Below are 13,962 nucleotides of genomic sequence, written 5' to 3' on the forward strand. Positions count from 1 at the left end.
GATTGATGAGGCAATGATACGCGTAGGCCAGCCCACGCGCAGCTAGCGTCCTGCCCCGTAGATGCGCCCGCAGGCGTATGCTGTATTGCGGGGACAGGTTCCCCCGGCAGCGCCGCGCATGCGATCATTACAAAATTATTACTTGTCATAAAAGAATGGAAATACGCCAGGATGTCCGGACTCATTACCCTGCTTGACTTCGCCGGCTACGTCGCCCTGCTCCTCTGGGGCGTGCATATGGTCCAAACAGGCGTGCAGCGCGCCTTCGGGGCCGCCCTGGGCGCGGCGTTGGGCAAGGCCTTGGGAACCCGGCTGCGGGCATTCGCCGCCGGACTGGGCATTACCGCCGCGTTGCAGAGCAGCACCGCCACGGGCCTGATGATCACCGGCTTCGCGGCCGGCGGCGTCGTCGGCCTGGCGCCGGCCCTGGCCGCCATGCTGGGCGCCAACGTCGGCACCACGCTCATCGTCCAGCTGCTGTCCTTCGACCTGACCTCGCTCGCCCCCATCCTGATCCTCGCGGGCGTATGGATGTTCCGCCGCTACCCGCCGGGCCGCACGCGCGACCTGGGACGCGTCTTCATCGGCCTGGGCCTGCTGTTGCTGTCGCTGCACCAACTGGTCGAACTGTTCCAGCCCTTCCAGACCGCGCCCATGCTGGGCATGATCCTGGACGCGCTGGCGACCCAGCCCGTGGCCACGGTACTGCTGGCGGCCGCCTTCACCTGGGCGGCGCATTCCAGCGTGGCCGTGGTGGTGCTGGTCATGTCGCTGGCCAGCCACCACATGGTGGCCCCGCACGTAGCCTTCGCGCTGGTGCTGGGCGCCAACCTGGGCACTGCCATCAACCCCATGATCGAAGGCGTGACCGGAGACGACCCCGCCGCGCGCCGCCTGCCCCTGGGCAACCTGCTGACCCGGGTGCTGGGCGTGCTGATCGGGCTGATACTGCTGCCCTACCTGCAGCCGATGATGAGCGATCTGGCCTCCGACCCAGCCCGCGCCGTGGCCAACTTCCACACCCTGTTCAACGCCGTCATCGCCCTGGTGTTCCTGCCGCTGTTGACGCCCTACGCCGCCCTGCTGACGCGCTGGCTGCCCAAGCGCGCAGATCCGAACGACCCGTCGCGCCCGCAGTACCTGGATGAATGGGCTCATGACGTGCCCGCCGTGGCCTTGGGCAACGCCGCGCGCGAGGCCCTGCGCATGGCCGACATGCTGCAGACGCTGCTGCTCTACGCCCGCGCCGGCTTCAAGCGCGACAACCGCCACCGCATGGTGCAGGCGCGCCAGCTGGACGCCGCGCTGGACAAGCTGGAAAACGCCATCACCACCTACCTGGCCACCCTGGACCAGGAGAACATGACGCGCGAGGACATCCAGCGCCTGGACGACATCCTGGCCTTCACCAGCAATATCGGCCATGCCGGCGACATCGCCCACCACGGCCTGCTCAGCCACGTCGCCAAGCTGCGCAAGCAGGGCTGGATCTTTTCGCCCGAACAGCGCGCCAGCCTGGACGACACGCTGGGCCAGCTCATCGCCAACCAGCGCACCGCCGCCGCCCTGTTCGTCAACGACGACCTGCGCCAGGCTCGTGCGCTGGCGGGTGAAAAGGCGCGCTTCCGCTCGATCGAGACCCATGCCGCGGACACGCACCTGCAGAAAATCAAAGGCGGCGAGGTCGACGCCGCCGAGGTGGGCGCGCTCTACCTGGACATCCTGCGCGACATGAAGGGCATCAATTCCCATCTGGTCGGCGCGGCGGCCTATCCGCTGCTGGCGCGGCACGGCGAACTGCTGCCCAGCCGCTTGCGCGAGGCTGGGAACTGAGCAGAACGAAAAAGCCGACCTTATGTGGTCGGCTTTTTTCACCGCGCTCTTGGGCAGCTTTCGCTGCCCCGCATCCTACAAATAGCGCTTGAACCACTCCAGCATGCGCTTCCAGCCATCCTGCGCGGCCTCGGCCTTGTAGCTGGCGCGGTAGTCCGCCAGGAAGGCGTGGTCGGCCTCGGGATACACCACGAATTCCGAGCGCCGGGCGTTGTCGTTGCCGGCGGCCAGCTTGGATTTCATGGTTTCGACGTCGGCCAGCGGAATGCTGGCGTCCTTGCCGCCATACAGGCCCAGCACCGGGGCGTGCAGTTCGTTGACCACGTCGAAGGCAACGCGCTTGATCAGCGGGCCATGGCCCACGCTGAGCTTGCCGTACCAGGCCACGCCCGCCTTCACGTCGGGATTGTGCGCGGCGTACATCCAGGTCAGGCGACCGCCCCAGCAAAAGCCCGTCACCGCCACGCGCTTGGGATCGCCGCCGTGCGCGGCCGCCCAGGCCACGCTGGCGTCCAGGTCGGCGAACACCTGTTCGTCCGGCACCTTGCTGACCAGCTCGGCAATGAGTTTCGGGATGTCGGTGTAGACCGAGGCATCGCCCTGGCGTTCGTACAGATTGGCGGCGACGGCGAGGTAGCCGGCCTTGGCGACCCGGCGGCACAGGTCCTTGATGTGCTCGTGCACGCCGAAGATCTCCTGCACAACCAGCACGATGGGCAGGTCGCGCTTGCCTTCGGGCGCGGCGTAATAGGCGGCGATCGTGCCGTCGGCCACGGGCAGTTTGAAATCCCCGTGGACCAGGCCCTGGGTGTCCGTGTGGATCACGGTGGGCGCGACGTTGCCGGCTGCGGCGGAAAAACTCATGAAGAACTCCTGTGTAGGGATGATCAACCAAGCCGGATATCCCGTCAGCGCCTGCACGGCCCCGCGCCTGTCCTAGTGCCGGTGGCCATGCTCCACTTGCGGCGCGGCCTGGCCGGCTTCGGCCTCGTGGTCGTGCCCATGGTGCATCACCGTGGTGACGCTGTAGATCAGCACCACGCCCACGCCGACCAGCAGCAATTGCGGGACGGCATCGGCCAGGGATACCCGTTCGTGCATCTGCGGCATCAGGTCGGCCACCGAAATGTAGAGGAAGCTGCTGGCTGCAACCACCAGGACATACGGCACCCATTGCTGCGCCTGCTGCAGCACGAAGTACCCTATTATGCCGCCCACGGCTGAACACAAGCTGGTGAACAGGATCAGGGAGAACGCGCGGCGGCGCGCCAGGCCCGCGTTGAGCAACACCACGAAGTCACCCAGCTTGTGCGGCACCTCATGGATGATGATGGACGCCGCGGTCAGCACGCCCAGCAGCGGATCGGTCAGGAAAGCCGCCGCCACCAGCACCCCGTCGCACAGGTTGTGCAGCGAGCTGCCGATCAGGATCAGCACGCCGCCGCGGCCCGCCTCGTGGCGGTCATGCCCCTTGTGGTGGTGATGGCCGTCGCCCTCGTGGTGATGGCTGTGGCGCAGCAGCGCAATCTTCTCCAGCACGAAAAAGCCGATCAGCGATGCCAGCATCAGGCCGAACAGCACGTGGGCATCGCCCACCCCCGTCTCGAAGGCCTCGGGCAGCAGGTGCAGCAGCGCCACCGACAGCAGCACCCCCACCGACAGGCTGACCATGTGGTGCAGGTATTGCGCGAAAACCTTGTAGGCCAGCCAGCTGGCGACAAGGACGGCGATAAGCCCGCCGGTGACGGTGGCGAGCAAAATCCAGAGCAGCAACATTTTTGGGGGGACGCTTTAAGGCGGAGGGAAGCGAAACATTATATTGTTTCAATACCAAAAACGGAAATGGGCCGCCCGCAGGCGGCCCATGTGTCCTGGGACTGGGTGCTTCCGGCTCTAGTGGGCCTGCTCCCAGTTCTTGCCCATGCCGACTTCCGCCACCAGCGGCACGCGCAGTTCCGCCACGTTGCACATGAGGCGCGGCAGCGCTTCCTTGACCAGTTCCAGCTCGGCGTCGGGCGCTTCCAGCACCAGTTCGTCGTGCACCTGCATGATCATGCGCGTCTGCAGCTTTTCGGCTTCCAGCCAGTCCTGCACCGCCACCATGGCCATCTTGATCAGGTCGGCCGCCGTGCCCTGCATGGGCGCGTTGATGGCCGCGCGTTCGGCCGCCTGGCGGCGCGGACCCGAGGCGCCGCGGATTTCCGGCAGCTGCAGGCGGCGTCCGAAGACGGTTTCCACGTAGCCCTGCTCGCGCGCGCGGCGGCGGGTATCGTCCATGTACATGGCCACGCCGGGATAGCGGGCGAAATAGCGGTCGATGTAGGCCTGCGCGGCATCGCGCGTGATACCCAGGTTGGACGCCAGGCCGAACACCCCCATGCCGTAGATCAGGCCGAAGTTGATGGCCTTGGCGGCGCGGCGCTGGTCGGTGGAGACGTCGGCCAGCGACACGCCGAACACTTCCGAAGCGGTGGCGCGGTGGATGTCCTCGCCCGCTGCGAAGGCGCGCTGCAGGTTGGCGTCGTCCGACACGTGCGCCATGATGCGCAGCTCGATCTGGGAATAGTCCGCCGACAGCAGCATGCCCTGCTCGGCGATGAACGCCTCGCGCACGCGCCGGCCGGCCTCGGTGCGCACGGGGATGTTCTGCAGATTGGGATCGGACGAAGCCAGGCGGCCGGTGATCACCGCGGCCTGCGAATAATGCGTGTGCACCCGCCCGGTATCCGGGTTGATCATGCGCGGCAGCTTGTCCGTATAGGTGGACTTCAGCTTGGACAGGCCGCGGTACTCCAGCAGCACCTGCGGCAGCGGATAGTCCTGGGCCAGCTTGCTCAGCACCTCTTCGTCGGTGGACGGCGCGCCGCTGGCGGTCTTGCGCACCACCGGCAGCTGCATACGGCCGAACAGGATCTCGCCCAGCTGCTTGGGGGAATTCAGGTTGAAGGGCTGGCCGGCCAGTTCATAGGCCTTCTGTTCCAGCTGCAGCATCTCCTGGCCCAGCTTGTGGCTCTGGCGGCCAAGCTCCGCGGCGTCTACCTTGACGCCGTTGCGCTCGACCGTGGTCAGCACCGAGGACACCTGCATTTCCAGCAGGTAGATACGGTTCAGTCCCGCATCGGCCGTCACCATGGGGCGCAGCACCTGGTGCAGCTGCAAGGTGAAGTCCGAGTCTTCGGCCGCGTAATGGCCCGCCTTGTCCACCGCCACTTCGTCAAAGCCGATCTGCTTGGCGCCCTTGCCGCAGAGGTCCTCGTAGGACACGCCGCTGCGGCCCAGATAGCGCTGGGCCAGGTCGTTCAGGCCCACGCCGCGGTGCGATTCCAGCACATAGGCCTGCAGCATCGTGTCTTCGGCGATGCCGGCCAGCTTGATGCCTTCGTTGGCGAACACGTGCGCGTCGTACTTGGCGTGGTGCAGCAGCTTGGCGCGGGACGCGTCTTCCAGCCAGGGCTTCAGGCGCGCCAGCACCTCGGCCTTGGGCAGCTGCGGCGCATTGTCCGGACCGCGATGCGCGACCGGGATGTAGCACGCCACGCCCGGCGCCACCGCCAGCGACATGCCCACCATCCTGGCCTGCATTTCGTCCAGCGAGGTGGTCTCGGTGTCCACCGCGACCAGGGGCGCGTCCTTCAGCTTTTCCATCCAGGCGTCGAACGCGGCCCAATCGGAAATGATCTGATAATCCAGCTCCACGGGCGCGGCGGGCGCCTCGTGCGCAACGCGGGCGTCGCCCGCGGGCACGCGTTCGGCGTCGCCGGTCAGGTCGCGCAGCCAGGTGCGGAAACCATAGCGTTCATAGAGTTCGGTCAGCGTCGCATCGTCGCGCGGACGCGGCGTCAGGTCATCCACGTTGTCCACGTGGCCGGCCAGGTCGCAGTCGTACTTCACGGTGAGCAATTGGCGCGTCAGCGGGAAGTTGGGAATGGCCTCGCGCAGGTTGCTGCCCGCCACGCCCTTGACGCCTTCCGCGCCTTCAATCAGCTTGTCTATCGAGCCGAATTCCGTAAGCCATTTGACCGCCGTCTTCGGGCCCACCTTGGTGACGCCGGGGACGTTGTCCACGGCGTCACCCACCAGCATCAGGTAATCCACGATGCGGTCGGGCGGCACGCCGAACTTGTTGACCACGCCAGCCTCGTCCAGCACTTCGCCCGTCATGGTGTTGACCAGGGTGACGTGGCTGTTGACCAACTGCGCCAGATCCTTGTCGCCGGTGGACACGATGGTGTGCACGTCATGCTCGGCGGCGCGCTTGGCCAGGGTGCCGATCACATCGTCGGCCTCGACGCCCTCGATGGCCAGCACCGGCCAGCCCAGCGCGCGCACGGCGCGGTGGATGGGCTCGATCTGCGCGGCCAGGTCTTCCGGCATGGGCGGGCGATGCGACTTGTATTCCGGATAGATATCGTCACGGAAGGTCTTGCCGCGGGCATCGAAAATACATGCGGCATACTCTGCCTTATGATCAGAGACAAGTTTGCGCAGCATATTCACCACGCCGTAGAGCGCCCCCGTGGGTTCGCCTTGCGCGTTGCGCAAATCAGGCATAGCGTGGAAAGCGCGGTACAAGTAACTTGAACCGTCGACCAGTAATAAGGTTTTTTTCATGGTTACAAAGGCAGATATGGCAATAGCTGCGGAAACACCCGCCAACAAACAAATTCCGCTGATTATGTCAGAGATACGGACGGCGGCAGACAAGCTCGCGAACATCGGGCCTGCTGTCAGCGTCTTCGGCAGTGCGCGAGTCAGCCGTAATTCCCCCCACTATGAAACCACCGTCGCAATTTCCGCCGCCCTGGCGGATGCGGGTTTCGCGGTGATCGCCGGCGGCGGTCCCGGCATCATGGAGGCAGCCAACAAGGGCGCGTTCGAAGCAGGCGGCACCAGCATCGGTCTGAACATCAGCCTGCCCCACGAAGCGCACAACAACGAATACCAAACCATCAGCCTGTCATTCGAGTATTTTTTCTCGCGCAAGGCAACCTTCTTCATGCACAGCTTCGCCTATGTGGCGATGCCTGGCGGTTTCGGCACCCTGGATGAACTCTTCGAAGCGCTGACGCTCATCCAGACGGGCAAGGTCCCGCCCGCTCCCATCGTGCTGGTGGGCAGCGAGTACTGGTCCGGACTGGTCGAATGGCTGGGCGGCCAGGTGCTGGCCAATGGCATGATAGGCGCGCATGACCTGGATCTCTTCATCATCGAAGACGATCCCGTCAAGGTGGTGCGCAAGGTGGTGGAATTCCACGCCAAGGTCAATTCGGACGCGCAATACGCGCCGTCCCTGCCGGCCTGAAATCGCATGTAGCTCAAGGCCCGCTTGCCGCCCCCTCGGAGGGGCAGCAAGCGCGCGAAGCGTGCGCAGCGTGGGGGCCCTTTCCCTGTTATTTGCGCATGAACGAGGGCAGCACGTCCGGCGGAATCGGGCAGACGTAAGGTTGCCCGCGGCGCGTCTCCATCAGTTCCTCCTTGGCGCGCGCCAGCGCCTCGGGCTGCGTGTACAGATCGGCGGCGGTCGCCGCGATGATCTTGGCCGCGTGCACCATGCCCTTGTGCGCCATGGACATCTTGCCCTGCGCCACCATCTGCCAGGAATGGAACGGCGTGCCGTAGGCGTAGCAAGCGCCCCAGCATTGCGCAGTGGGCGCGACCCAGCTCACGTCGCCCACGTCGGTGGAACCGTAGGTGATCTCAGCCTTGCCGGGCTCGTAGGGCGCCACGCCGGCAAACAGCGGCGTGGGATTGCGCAGCACCGCGCCCAGGTTCTTGCCGGCGTTGTCGATGTCGTCCGTAGAGATCGCATCCCACATGCGGCGAGCGGCCTGCTGCTCGCCCGCGGTGTAATCGGGCCCCTGCAAGGCCAGCATGTTGGCGTACATGATCTGGTTCAACACGCCGTTGGGAATGTAGTTCGAGCAGGCTTTGTCGAACACGATTTCCAGTTCGCAACCCGTCATCAGCGCCGCGCCACGCGCCACGTTCTGCACGCGCTCGTACAGCTCAGACGCCTGCGAATTGATGGGTGCGCGCACCAGGTACAACACTTCGGCGCGGGCCTGCACCACGTTCGGTGAAATGCCGCCGCTGTTGGTCACGGCGTAATGCACGCGCGCATCCGGCACCATGTGCTCGCGCAGGTAGTTCACGCCCACGTTCATCAGCTCGACCGCGTCCAGCGCGCTGCGGCCCAGGTGCGGCGAATTGGCCGCGTGCGCGGCAACGCCGCGAAAACGGAAATAGGCCTGGATGTTGGCAAGCGAGGACTGGTGGAAGATCCCGGTGTGCGATGCGGGATGCCAGGTCAGCGCCGCATCCACGTCGTCGAACAGGCCCGCGCGCGCCATGAAGGTCTTGCCCGAACCGCCCTCTTCGGCCGGACAGCCGTAGAAGCGGATGGTACCGGGCAGGCCGTTGGCCTCCAGGAATTCCTTCACCGCCACCGCCGCAAAATGCGCGGCCGTGCCCAGCAGATGATGGCCGCAGCCGTGGCCGTTGCCGTTCGGCGTTTCCGGCGAAGGCTGGCAGGCGTAGGCGCCGCTCTCCTGGCTCAGGCCCGACAGCGCGTCGTACTCGCCCAGGATGCCGATCACCGGGCCGCCGTTGCCGGCCTCGGCCACGAAGGCGGTGGGAATGCCGGCGGCGTCGCGCGTGACGCGGAAACCCGCTACTTCCAGCATCGCGATGTGCAGCTCGGCGGACTTGTGTTCGTCGTAGCGCAGTTCGGCCAGGCTCCAGATGCGGTCGCTCAGTTCCGCGTAGCGCTCGCTGCGCGCGTCGATGAACGGCGCAAGTTTATCGATGGCACCCATTGTTTCTCCTGTGGCTGTAATGGCGGGGAAAAAACCGGTCAGGTCACTCGTCGAGCTTGATGCCGGCAGTTTCAATGATTTTGCGGTTGGCGGCCAGCGTCTGCGCGATGCGCTCGGCAAAGGCCTGCGGCGTGCCGGCGTCGGGCTGCGCGCCCATGCCCGCCAGGCGCTGCACCAACCCGGGCTCGGCCAGCGCACGCACTGCGGCCTGATTCAGGCGCTGCACCACGGCATCGGGCGTACCGGCGGGCACGACCAGGCCGAACCAGGTCTGGCCCAGCGCGTTCAACTGCGGATAACCCAGTTCCGTCATGGTCGGCAGGTCCGGCATGTCAGGCATCCGGGCGGGCGCCGACACGGCGATGGCGCGCAGCTTGCCGGCCTTGACCAGCGATTGCGCGGACGCGTACTGGTCCTGCTGCACCTGCACCTCGCCGCCCACCGCGGCGGTCAGCGCCGGCCCCATGCCGCGGTACGGCACGTGCAGCACATCGACCTTCAGATCGGCATTCATCGCCGCCAGATTCAGGTGGCCAAGCGAACCGACTCCGGGCGAACCATAGGAATACTTGCCCGGATGAGCCCGCAGCTCAGCCAGGAACTGCGCAAAATCCTGCGCCGGAAACGCCGGATTCACCATCCACACGACCGGCACCGTCGCCACCGAGGCCACTGGTTTGAGCTGCGTTTCGGGGTTGACCCGCTTGGTGCCGTACAGCAGCGGATTGACGGCCATGGTGCTGACCGTGGCCATGCCCAGCGTGTAGCCGTCAGGTTCGGCCCGGGCCACCGCCTCGGTGCCGAGCAGGCCGCCCGCGCCGGCACGGTTCTCCACCACCACGCTCTGGCCCAGTTCCTTGCGCAGGCCCTCGGCCACCGCGCGGGCCAGCGCGTCCGTGGACCCGCCGGGCGCGAACGGCACGATCAGCCGCAAGGGCTGGGAGGGATAGGCATCCTGGGCGGCGGCCAGGGACGAAACACTGAAAGTTACGGCGCAAACCAGCGCGTGCAGCAGACGGGACTTCATGGACCAGCCACTCCTGGGGAACGGGAAGCGATGTAAGGGATCGCTGCATTGTGTCCAGGGCATATCCTTATTTCAAATACATTAATGCGTTGATATATTCGTATTTTGAATAGCTTTCCGCCCTGCGCCATGGACGTCGCTCCCGCCACCCTGCTGTCCCGCCTGCTCGCCAAAGGCCGCCTGCGCCACCTGCAATTGCTAGCCAGCATCGCCGACCTCGGCAGCATTCAGCAGGCGGCCAGCCATATCGGCCTGAGCCAACCCGCGGCCACCCATGCGCTGGCCGACATCGAAGATCTGCTGGGCGTGCAACTGTTCGAGCGCCATGCCCGCGGCATGCGCACCACGCGCAGCGGCCAGCTCATGGCGGAGTGCGCCCGCAGCATGCTGACGACGCTGCGCGCTTCCACCGATTCGGTGGCGGCCCTGCGCCAGGGCGCCACGGGCAATCTGCGCCTGGGCGCCATCCCGGCAGCCACGGGCGGCCTGCTGGCCGAGCGCCTGCCCGCCTACATGAACGCGCGGCCCGGACTGCAAGTAGAGGTGGTGGAAGGCAGCCGCGAGCAACTACTGCCGCAAGCCGCCAGCGGCAGCCTGGACATGTTGCTGTGCCGGCGTCCGGAAGCCGTGCCCGCCGGCCTGGAATTCGTGCCGCTGCAGGAAGACGCGGCCGTGATCGTGGCTGCTGCCGGCCACCCGCTGCTGGATCCGGACGACGCCCCCACGCTGGCGCAGGTGGCATCCCAACTATGGATAGAACCTCGCCCGGAATTGGCCATCCATGCGGTCTTCAAGGCCTTCTTCGAACGCGCCGGCGTGGTGCCGCGGCTGTGCCGGCTGAGCAGCGCCGCCCCGCCCATGCCGCTGCTCATCGCCGTCATGCAGGCGCAGAAGGCCTTGGCCATGGTGCCGCAGACCCTGGGCAACTGGTACATGCAGCACGGACATTTCCAGCGCGTGCGCATCGAATCGCCTGGTTCATTCCAGCCCATCGGCGCGATCGTGCGCGACCAGGGACCGGGCCGCGACTTCCTGGACTGGCTGGCGGCCGGGCGCAAGGCCAGCTGAGCCAGCCCGGTCTTCAGCCTATGTCGCCGCCCGCCACATACATGATCTGCCCGGTGATGTAGGACGCCTCGGGCGCCGCCATGAAGCAGATCGCCGCGGCGACTTCCTCGGCCTGGCCCAGGCGGTCCTGCGGCGTGTCGCGCAGGCAGGAGGCATACATCTCGCTGACCCAGGCGGCTTCCTGCGCGGATGGCGTCTCGTGATTGCGCGGAATCGCGCGCACGCCGTTGTCCAGCGCGCCCGGCGACACGCAATTGACACGCACGCCCGACTTCGCCAGCTCCAGCGCCATGCAGACGGTGGCGGCGTGCACGCCGCCCTTGGAGGCCGAATACGGCACCCGGTAGATGCCGCGCGTGGCGTTGGAACCCACGTTGACGATGGCGCCCGCGCCCTGCGCCCGCATCACCGGTATGACTTCACGGCAGGACCACAGCGTGGGCCACAACGAACGGTTGACCTCGCGCTGCATCTGCTCCGGCGTGTATTCCCAGAACGGCCGGGTCCAGATCGTACCGCCCACGTTATGCACCGACACGTCGATGCGGCCGTTGATCTCCAACGCGGCGCGCACCATGGACTGCGCGCCCTCATGGGTTTCCAGATCGGCCTGTGCGAAGCTCGCGCGTCCGCCCGCGGCGCGGATCTCCTCGGCCACGGCGGCGCCCTGCTCCTCCGCCCGGTCCACCACGACCACGTGCGCGCCTTCAGCCGCCAGGCGCCGGGCCGTTGCCCGGCCTACGCCCTGGGCGGCGCCGGTGACCAGGGCCACCAGGCCCTCGAAGCGTAGATGTGTGCTCATGCTTGTATCGTCCTTTGCTATATCAATGGGCCGCCGAAAGCGCGCCGTCCGGCCGCGCGTGCTTGAGCTTGAGGCTCAGCACCGCCAGGGCCGCGACCGCCAGGGGTATCGCCAACGCGATGAAAAATCCCGACGGTCCGCCCCAGGCCAGGAAGCTGCCGCCGATGGCCGAACCCGCGATCGCGCCCGCGCGGCCCATGCCGATAGCCCAGCCGGTGGCGGTGGCGCGCAAGGCGGTGGGGTAAGCGCCCACGACCAGGTAGTTCAGTGCAATCTGCTGACCACCGATGCCGAAGCCGGCCGCGCCGACCAGGATGAAGACCAGCGTCCAGTTGTCGCCAGCCTGGCTCAGGCCGACGGCCACCACGATGCCCAGCGCGAACATGCCGCCAAGCAGCCTCCTCGTGTTGACGCGCGGCAGCACGAAGGACAGCGGAATCGCGCAGATGATGAAGACGGCGTTGACGATGACCGTGCCCATGGGCGCCTGCTCGGCGGGCAGGCCCGCGGCCTTCAGCACCGTGGGCAGCCACGACAGCAGCATGAACCACGCCACCCAGTTCAGCAGGTACACCGCCCAGATCGCCACGGTCTTGGCGCCGTGGCCATCCGAGAACAAGGCGCCGACGCCGGCGCGCGCGACGGATTCCTCCGGCACGGTGAACTGCGTGTCGGCGTCCAGCTTGCGGCGCGAGATGGCCGACAAGACGCGCGCGATGTAGCGCTGGCTTTCCGGATCGCGGCGCGTGGCCTTGAAGTACAGCGACTCGGGCAGCATCAGAAAGGCGACGGCAAGCAGGACCAGCGGCGCCAGGCCGCCCACGATGAAGATGCCTTCCCAGCCGATGACGGGCAGCATGCGGGCGGCCAACAGGCCGCCCAGCATGGCGCCGGCCGGCAGGCCCAGCAGCACGCCGGTCATGATGGCGCCGCGCAAACGGGCCGGACCGTACTCGGCGGCCAGCGCCAGCAGCACCGGCGTGCAGCCGCCCATGCCCAGGCCGGCGATGAAGCGCAGCACCAGGATATGGGTGGTGTCGGTGGCCCAGGCCGTGGCGAGCGTGGACAGGCCGAACAGGGCCAGGCCCAGCATGATGGCCGGACGGCGGCCGATGCGGTCGCCGATCAGGCCCAGGGTCATGGCGCCCACCGTCATGCCGACGATGCCAGCGGTCAGGATGGGCGCCAGCGCGCCCGCCTTCAGATCGAACGCGGCCAGGATCGCCGGCCCGGTGAAGGCGATCGCCTGTGTGTCGAAGCCGTCGAACAGCGCGATCAGAAAGCACAGGATCAACACGCGCCATTGAAAGGCGCCCAGTCGTTCCTGGTCGATCAGCGTCGGAATCGACCAGCTGGAAGTCGCGGTCATGATGGTTGTCTCCATGGCGCGGCCGAACCCGGCCTCGCGCCTGCGGGTTGTTCTAGGTGATTTGGGGGAAAAAATGGCGGCGCCGCTTGCGGGCGCCGCCCGGGCATCGGTCAGGCGGTGGCGCGGTCCATGCGGGCTTGCGGACGGGCCTCGTCGGCGTCCAGCGCCGGCTGCAGCACAAAGTCGAAACAGACGCGCGTGAACGGCGCGTTCACGCCCAGGCTCTCATAGCCAGCGGCCGGCGTATTGGGCTGCAGTTCGACCACCAGGCCTTCGCGCGTGGCAAAGGCGAAGTCATCGTCCAGGAAGGTGTCGCCCGGGATGTTGACCTGCGTGGTCAAGGTGCGCTGCCCGTCGGCCGCCACCAGGAAGTGGATGTGGGCCGGCCGGTTGCCATGGCGGCCCAGCGCCCCGAACAGTTCGGACGTGGGGCTGTTCGGCGGAATCGCGTAGCCCGGCGGGATGAAGCTGCGAAAGCGGTAGCGGCCTTGCGCGTCGGTCTTGATCTTGCGGCGCAGGTGGTAGTCCGCCTGGTCGGGATCGAAGTGCGAATAACGCCCCAGCTCGTTGGCGTGCCACACGTCCACCAGTGCGCCGGCGACGGGATTGCCGTCCACGTCACGCACCTGCCCTTCCATCACCAGCACCGTGCCGGCTGCGGGATCCTCGTCCAGGCGGGCTTCGCCGTCGGACAAGGGCGCGCCCGCGATGTAGAGCGGTCCCTCGATCGCGCGCGGCGTGCCGGCGGCGCGGCCGGCGGCCTCGTCGGCCTCTTCCTCGCGGATGTCGATCAGGCGGTCAAAGCCCAGGCCTGCCGTGATCAACCCCAGTTGGCCGCTGCCGCCCAGGCGCGCAAGCCAGTCCACGCCCGCCCAGAATTCATCGGGCTTGATGTCGAGATCGTCGATCGCGCGGAACAGGTCCGACACGATGCGCTGCGTGATCTGCCGCACGCGGTCGTTGCCCGGATTGACCTGGGAGCTGTTGACCAGATCCAGTAGTTGTTGCTGGGTATATTCAGCCATGATGCGTCTCCTGCTTTTTGGAA

The 13,962-nt window shown here is 66.8% G+C and carries 11 protein-coding genes; 3 read left to right on the forward strand and 8 right to left on the reverse strand.

Going from position 1 to position 13,962, the window contains the following annotated elements:
* The first annotated feature begins 171 nt into the window (after window positions 1-171).
* Window positions 172-1,833 carry a Na/Pi cotransporter family protein gene (locus HV766_RS19600; RefSeq protein WP_054451007.1) on the forward strand — a complete coding sequence of 554 codons (1,662 nt, stop codon included), beginning with the start codon at window positions 172-174 and terminating at the stop codon, window positions 1,831-1,833.
* A 75-nt stretch (window positions 1,834-1,908) separates the two neighbouring features.
* Here the strand turns inward: HV766_RS19600 and HV766_RS19605 are convergent, their stop codons facing one another.
* From HV766_RS19605 to polA, 3 genes are all read right to left on the reverse strand, one after another.
* Entirely contained in the window at window positions 1,909-2,697 is a 789-nt protein-coding gene (locus HV766_RS19605; RefSeq protein ID WP_125470911.1) for a dienelactone hydrolase family protein, read from the reverse strand.
* Window positions 2,698-2,769: 72 nt separating this feature from the next.
* Window positions 2,770-3,609, reverse strand: a complete 840-nt coding sequence (locus HV766_RS19610) for a ZIP family metal transporter (protein ID WP_054451005.1) — start codon at window positions 3,607-3,609, stop codon at window positions 2,770-2,772.
* A gap of 117 nt (window positions 3,610-3,726) precedes the next feature.
* Window positions 3,727-6,444 (reverse strand): DNA polymerase I, encoded by a 2,718-nt coding sequence (gene polA, locus HV766_RS19615; protein WP_175181711.1) that lies wholly within the window; start codon window positions 6,442-6,444, stop codon window positions 3,727-3,729.
* On the opposite strand from polA, the gene HV766_RS19620 reads away from it, so the two are divergent.
* A complete protein-coding gene (locus HV766_RS19620) occupies window positions 6,443-7,135 on the forward strand; it encodes an LOG family protein (protein ID WP_444978601.1) in 693 nt (230 codons plus the stop codon). The genes polA and HV766_RS19620 overlap by 2 nt on opposite strands.
* A gap of 88 nt (window positions 7,136-7,223) precedes the next feature.
* Here the strand turns inward: HV766_RS19620 and HV766_RS19625 are convergent, their stop codons facing one another.
* Window positions 7,224-8,648 carry a M20 family metallopeptidase gene (locus tag HV766_RS19625; RefSeq protein WP_054451003.1) on the reverse strand — a complete coding sequence of 475 codons (1,425 nt, stop codon included), beginning with the start codon at window positions 8,646-8,648 and terminating at the stop codon, window positions 7,224-7,226.
* Between the two features lie 43 nt (window positions 8,649-8,691).
* The gene (locus tag HV766_RS19630; RefSeq protein WP_082400683.1) at window positions 8,692-9,675 is read right to left on the reverse strand and encodes a Bug family tripartite tricarboxylate transporter substrate binding protein; all 984 of its coding nucleotides are present in this window, start codon (window positions 9,673-9,675) and stop codon (window positions 8,692-8,694) included.
* A 129-nt stretch (window positions 9,676-9,804) separates the two neighbouring features.
* On the opposite strand from HV766_RS19630, the gene HV766_RS19635 reads away from it, so the two are divergent.
* Window positions 9,805-10,743 carry a LysR family transcriptional regulator gene (locus HV766_RS19635; protein WP_054451001.1) on the forward strand — a complete coding sequence of 313 codons (939 nt, stop codon included), beginning with the start codon at window positions 9,805-9,807 and terminating at the stop codon, window positions 10,741-10,743.
* Window positions 10,744-10,756: 13 nt separating this feature from the next.
* Here HV766_RS19635 and HV766_RS19640 read toward each other — a convergent pair whose 3' ends face one another.
* The 3 genes from HV766_RS19640 to HV766_RS19650 all read right to left on the reverse strand — a co-directional run bounded on the left by HV766_RS19640 (window position 10,757) and on the right by HV766_RS19650 (window position 13,939).
* A complete protein-coding gene (locus HV766_RS19640; protein ID WP_054451000.1) occupies window positions 10,757-11,545 on the reverse strand; it encodes a 1,6-dihydroxycyclohexa-2,4-diene-1-carboxylate dehydrogenase in 789 nt (262 codons plus the stop codon).
* A 22-nt stretch (window positions 11,546-11,567) separates the two neighbouring features.
* Window positions 11,568-12,914, reverse strand: a complete 1,347-nt coding sequence (locus HV766_RS19645) for an MFS transporter (RefSeq protein ID WP_054450999.1) — start codon at window positions 12,912-12,914, stop codon at window positions 11,568-11,570.
* A 110-nt stretch (window positions 12,915-13,024) separates the two neighbouring features.
* Complete coding sequence (locus HV766_RS19650) at window positions 13,025-13,939, reverse strand: dioxygenase family protein (RefSeq protein ID WP_175181712.1); 915 nt, start codon at window positions 13,937-13,939, stop codon at window positions 13,025-13,027.
* Between the last annotated feature and the right edge of the window lie 23 nt (window positions 13,940-13,962).

Origin of the sequence: Achromobacter aegrifaciens (assembly GCF_902859735.1) — a bacterium.
Taxonomy (GTDB): Bacteria; Pseudomonadota; Gammaproteobacteria; order Burkholderiales; family Burkholderiaceae_B; genus Achromobacter; species Achromobacter aegrifaciens.

What these genes read in the sequence shown, in the direction of transcription:
- HV766_RS19620 (WP_444978601.1), top strand. Translation starts at nt 6,443, where the DNA reads ATGGTTACAAAGGCAGATATGGCAATAGCTGCGGAAACACCCGCCAAC.
- HV766_RS19645 (WP_054450999.1), bottom strand. Translation starts at nt 12,914, where the DNA reads ATGACCGCGACTTCCAGCTGGTCGATTCCGACGCTGATCGACCAGGAA.
- HV766_RS19605 (WP_125470911.1), bottom strand. Translation starts at nt 2,697, where the DNA reads ATGAGTTTTTCCGCCGCAGCCGGCAACGTCGCGCCCACCGTGATCCAC.
- HV766_RS19635 (WP_054451001.1), top strand. Translation starts at nt 9,805, where the DNA reads ATGGACGTCGCTCCCGCCACCCTGCTGTCCCGCCTGCTCGCCAAAGGC.
- HV766_RS19640 (WP_054451000.1), bottom strand. Translation starts at nt 11,545, where the DNA reads ATGAGCACACATCTACGCTTCGAGGGCCTGGTGGCCCTGGTCACCGGC.
- HV766_RS19630 (WP_082400683.1), bottom strand. Translation starts at nt 9,675, where the DNA reads ATGAAGTCCCGTCTGCTGCACGCGCTGGTTTGCGCCGTAACTTTCAGT.
- HV766_RS19625 (WP_054451003.1), bottom strand. Translation starts at nt 8,648, where the DNA reads ATGGGTGCCATCGATAAACTTGCGCCGTTCATCGACGCGCGCAGCGAG.
- polA (WP_175181711.1), bottom strand. Translation starts at nt 6,444, where the DNA reads ATGAAAAAAACCTTATTACTGGTCGACGGTTCAAGTTACTTGTACCGC.
- HV766_RS19610 (WP_054451005.1), bottom strand. Translation starts at nt 3,609, where the DNA reads ATGTTGCTGCTCTGGATTTTGCTCGCCACCGTCACCGGCGGGCTTATC.
- HV766_RS19600 (WP_054451007.1), top strand. Translation starts at nt 172, where the DNA reads ATGTCCGGACTCATTACCCTGCTTGACTTCGCCGGCTACGTCGCCCTG.
- HV766_RS19650 (WP_175181712.1), bottom strand. Translation starts at nt 13,939, where the DNA reads ATGGCTGAATATACCCAGCAACAACTACTGGATCTGGTCAACAGCTCC.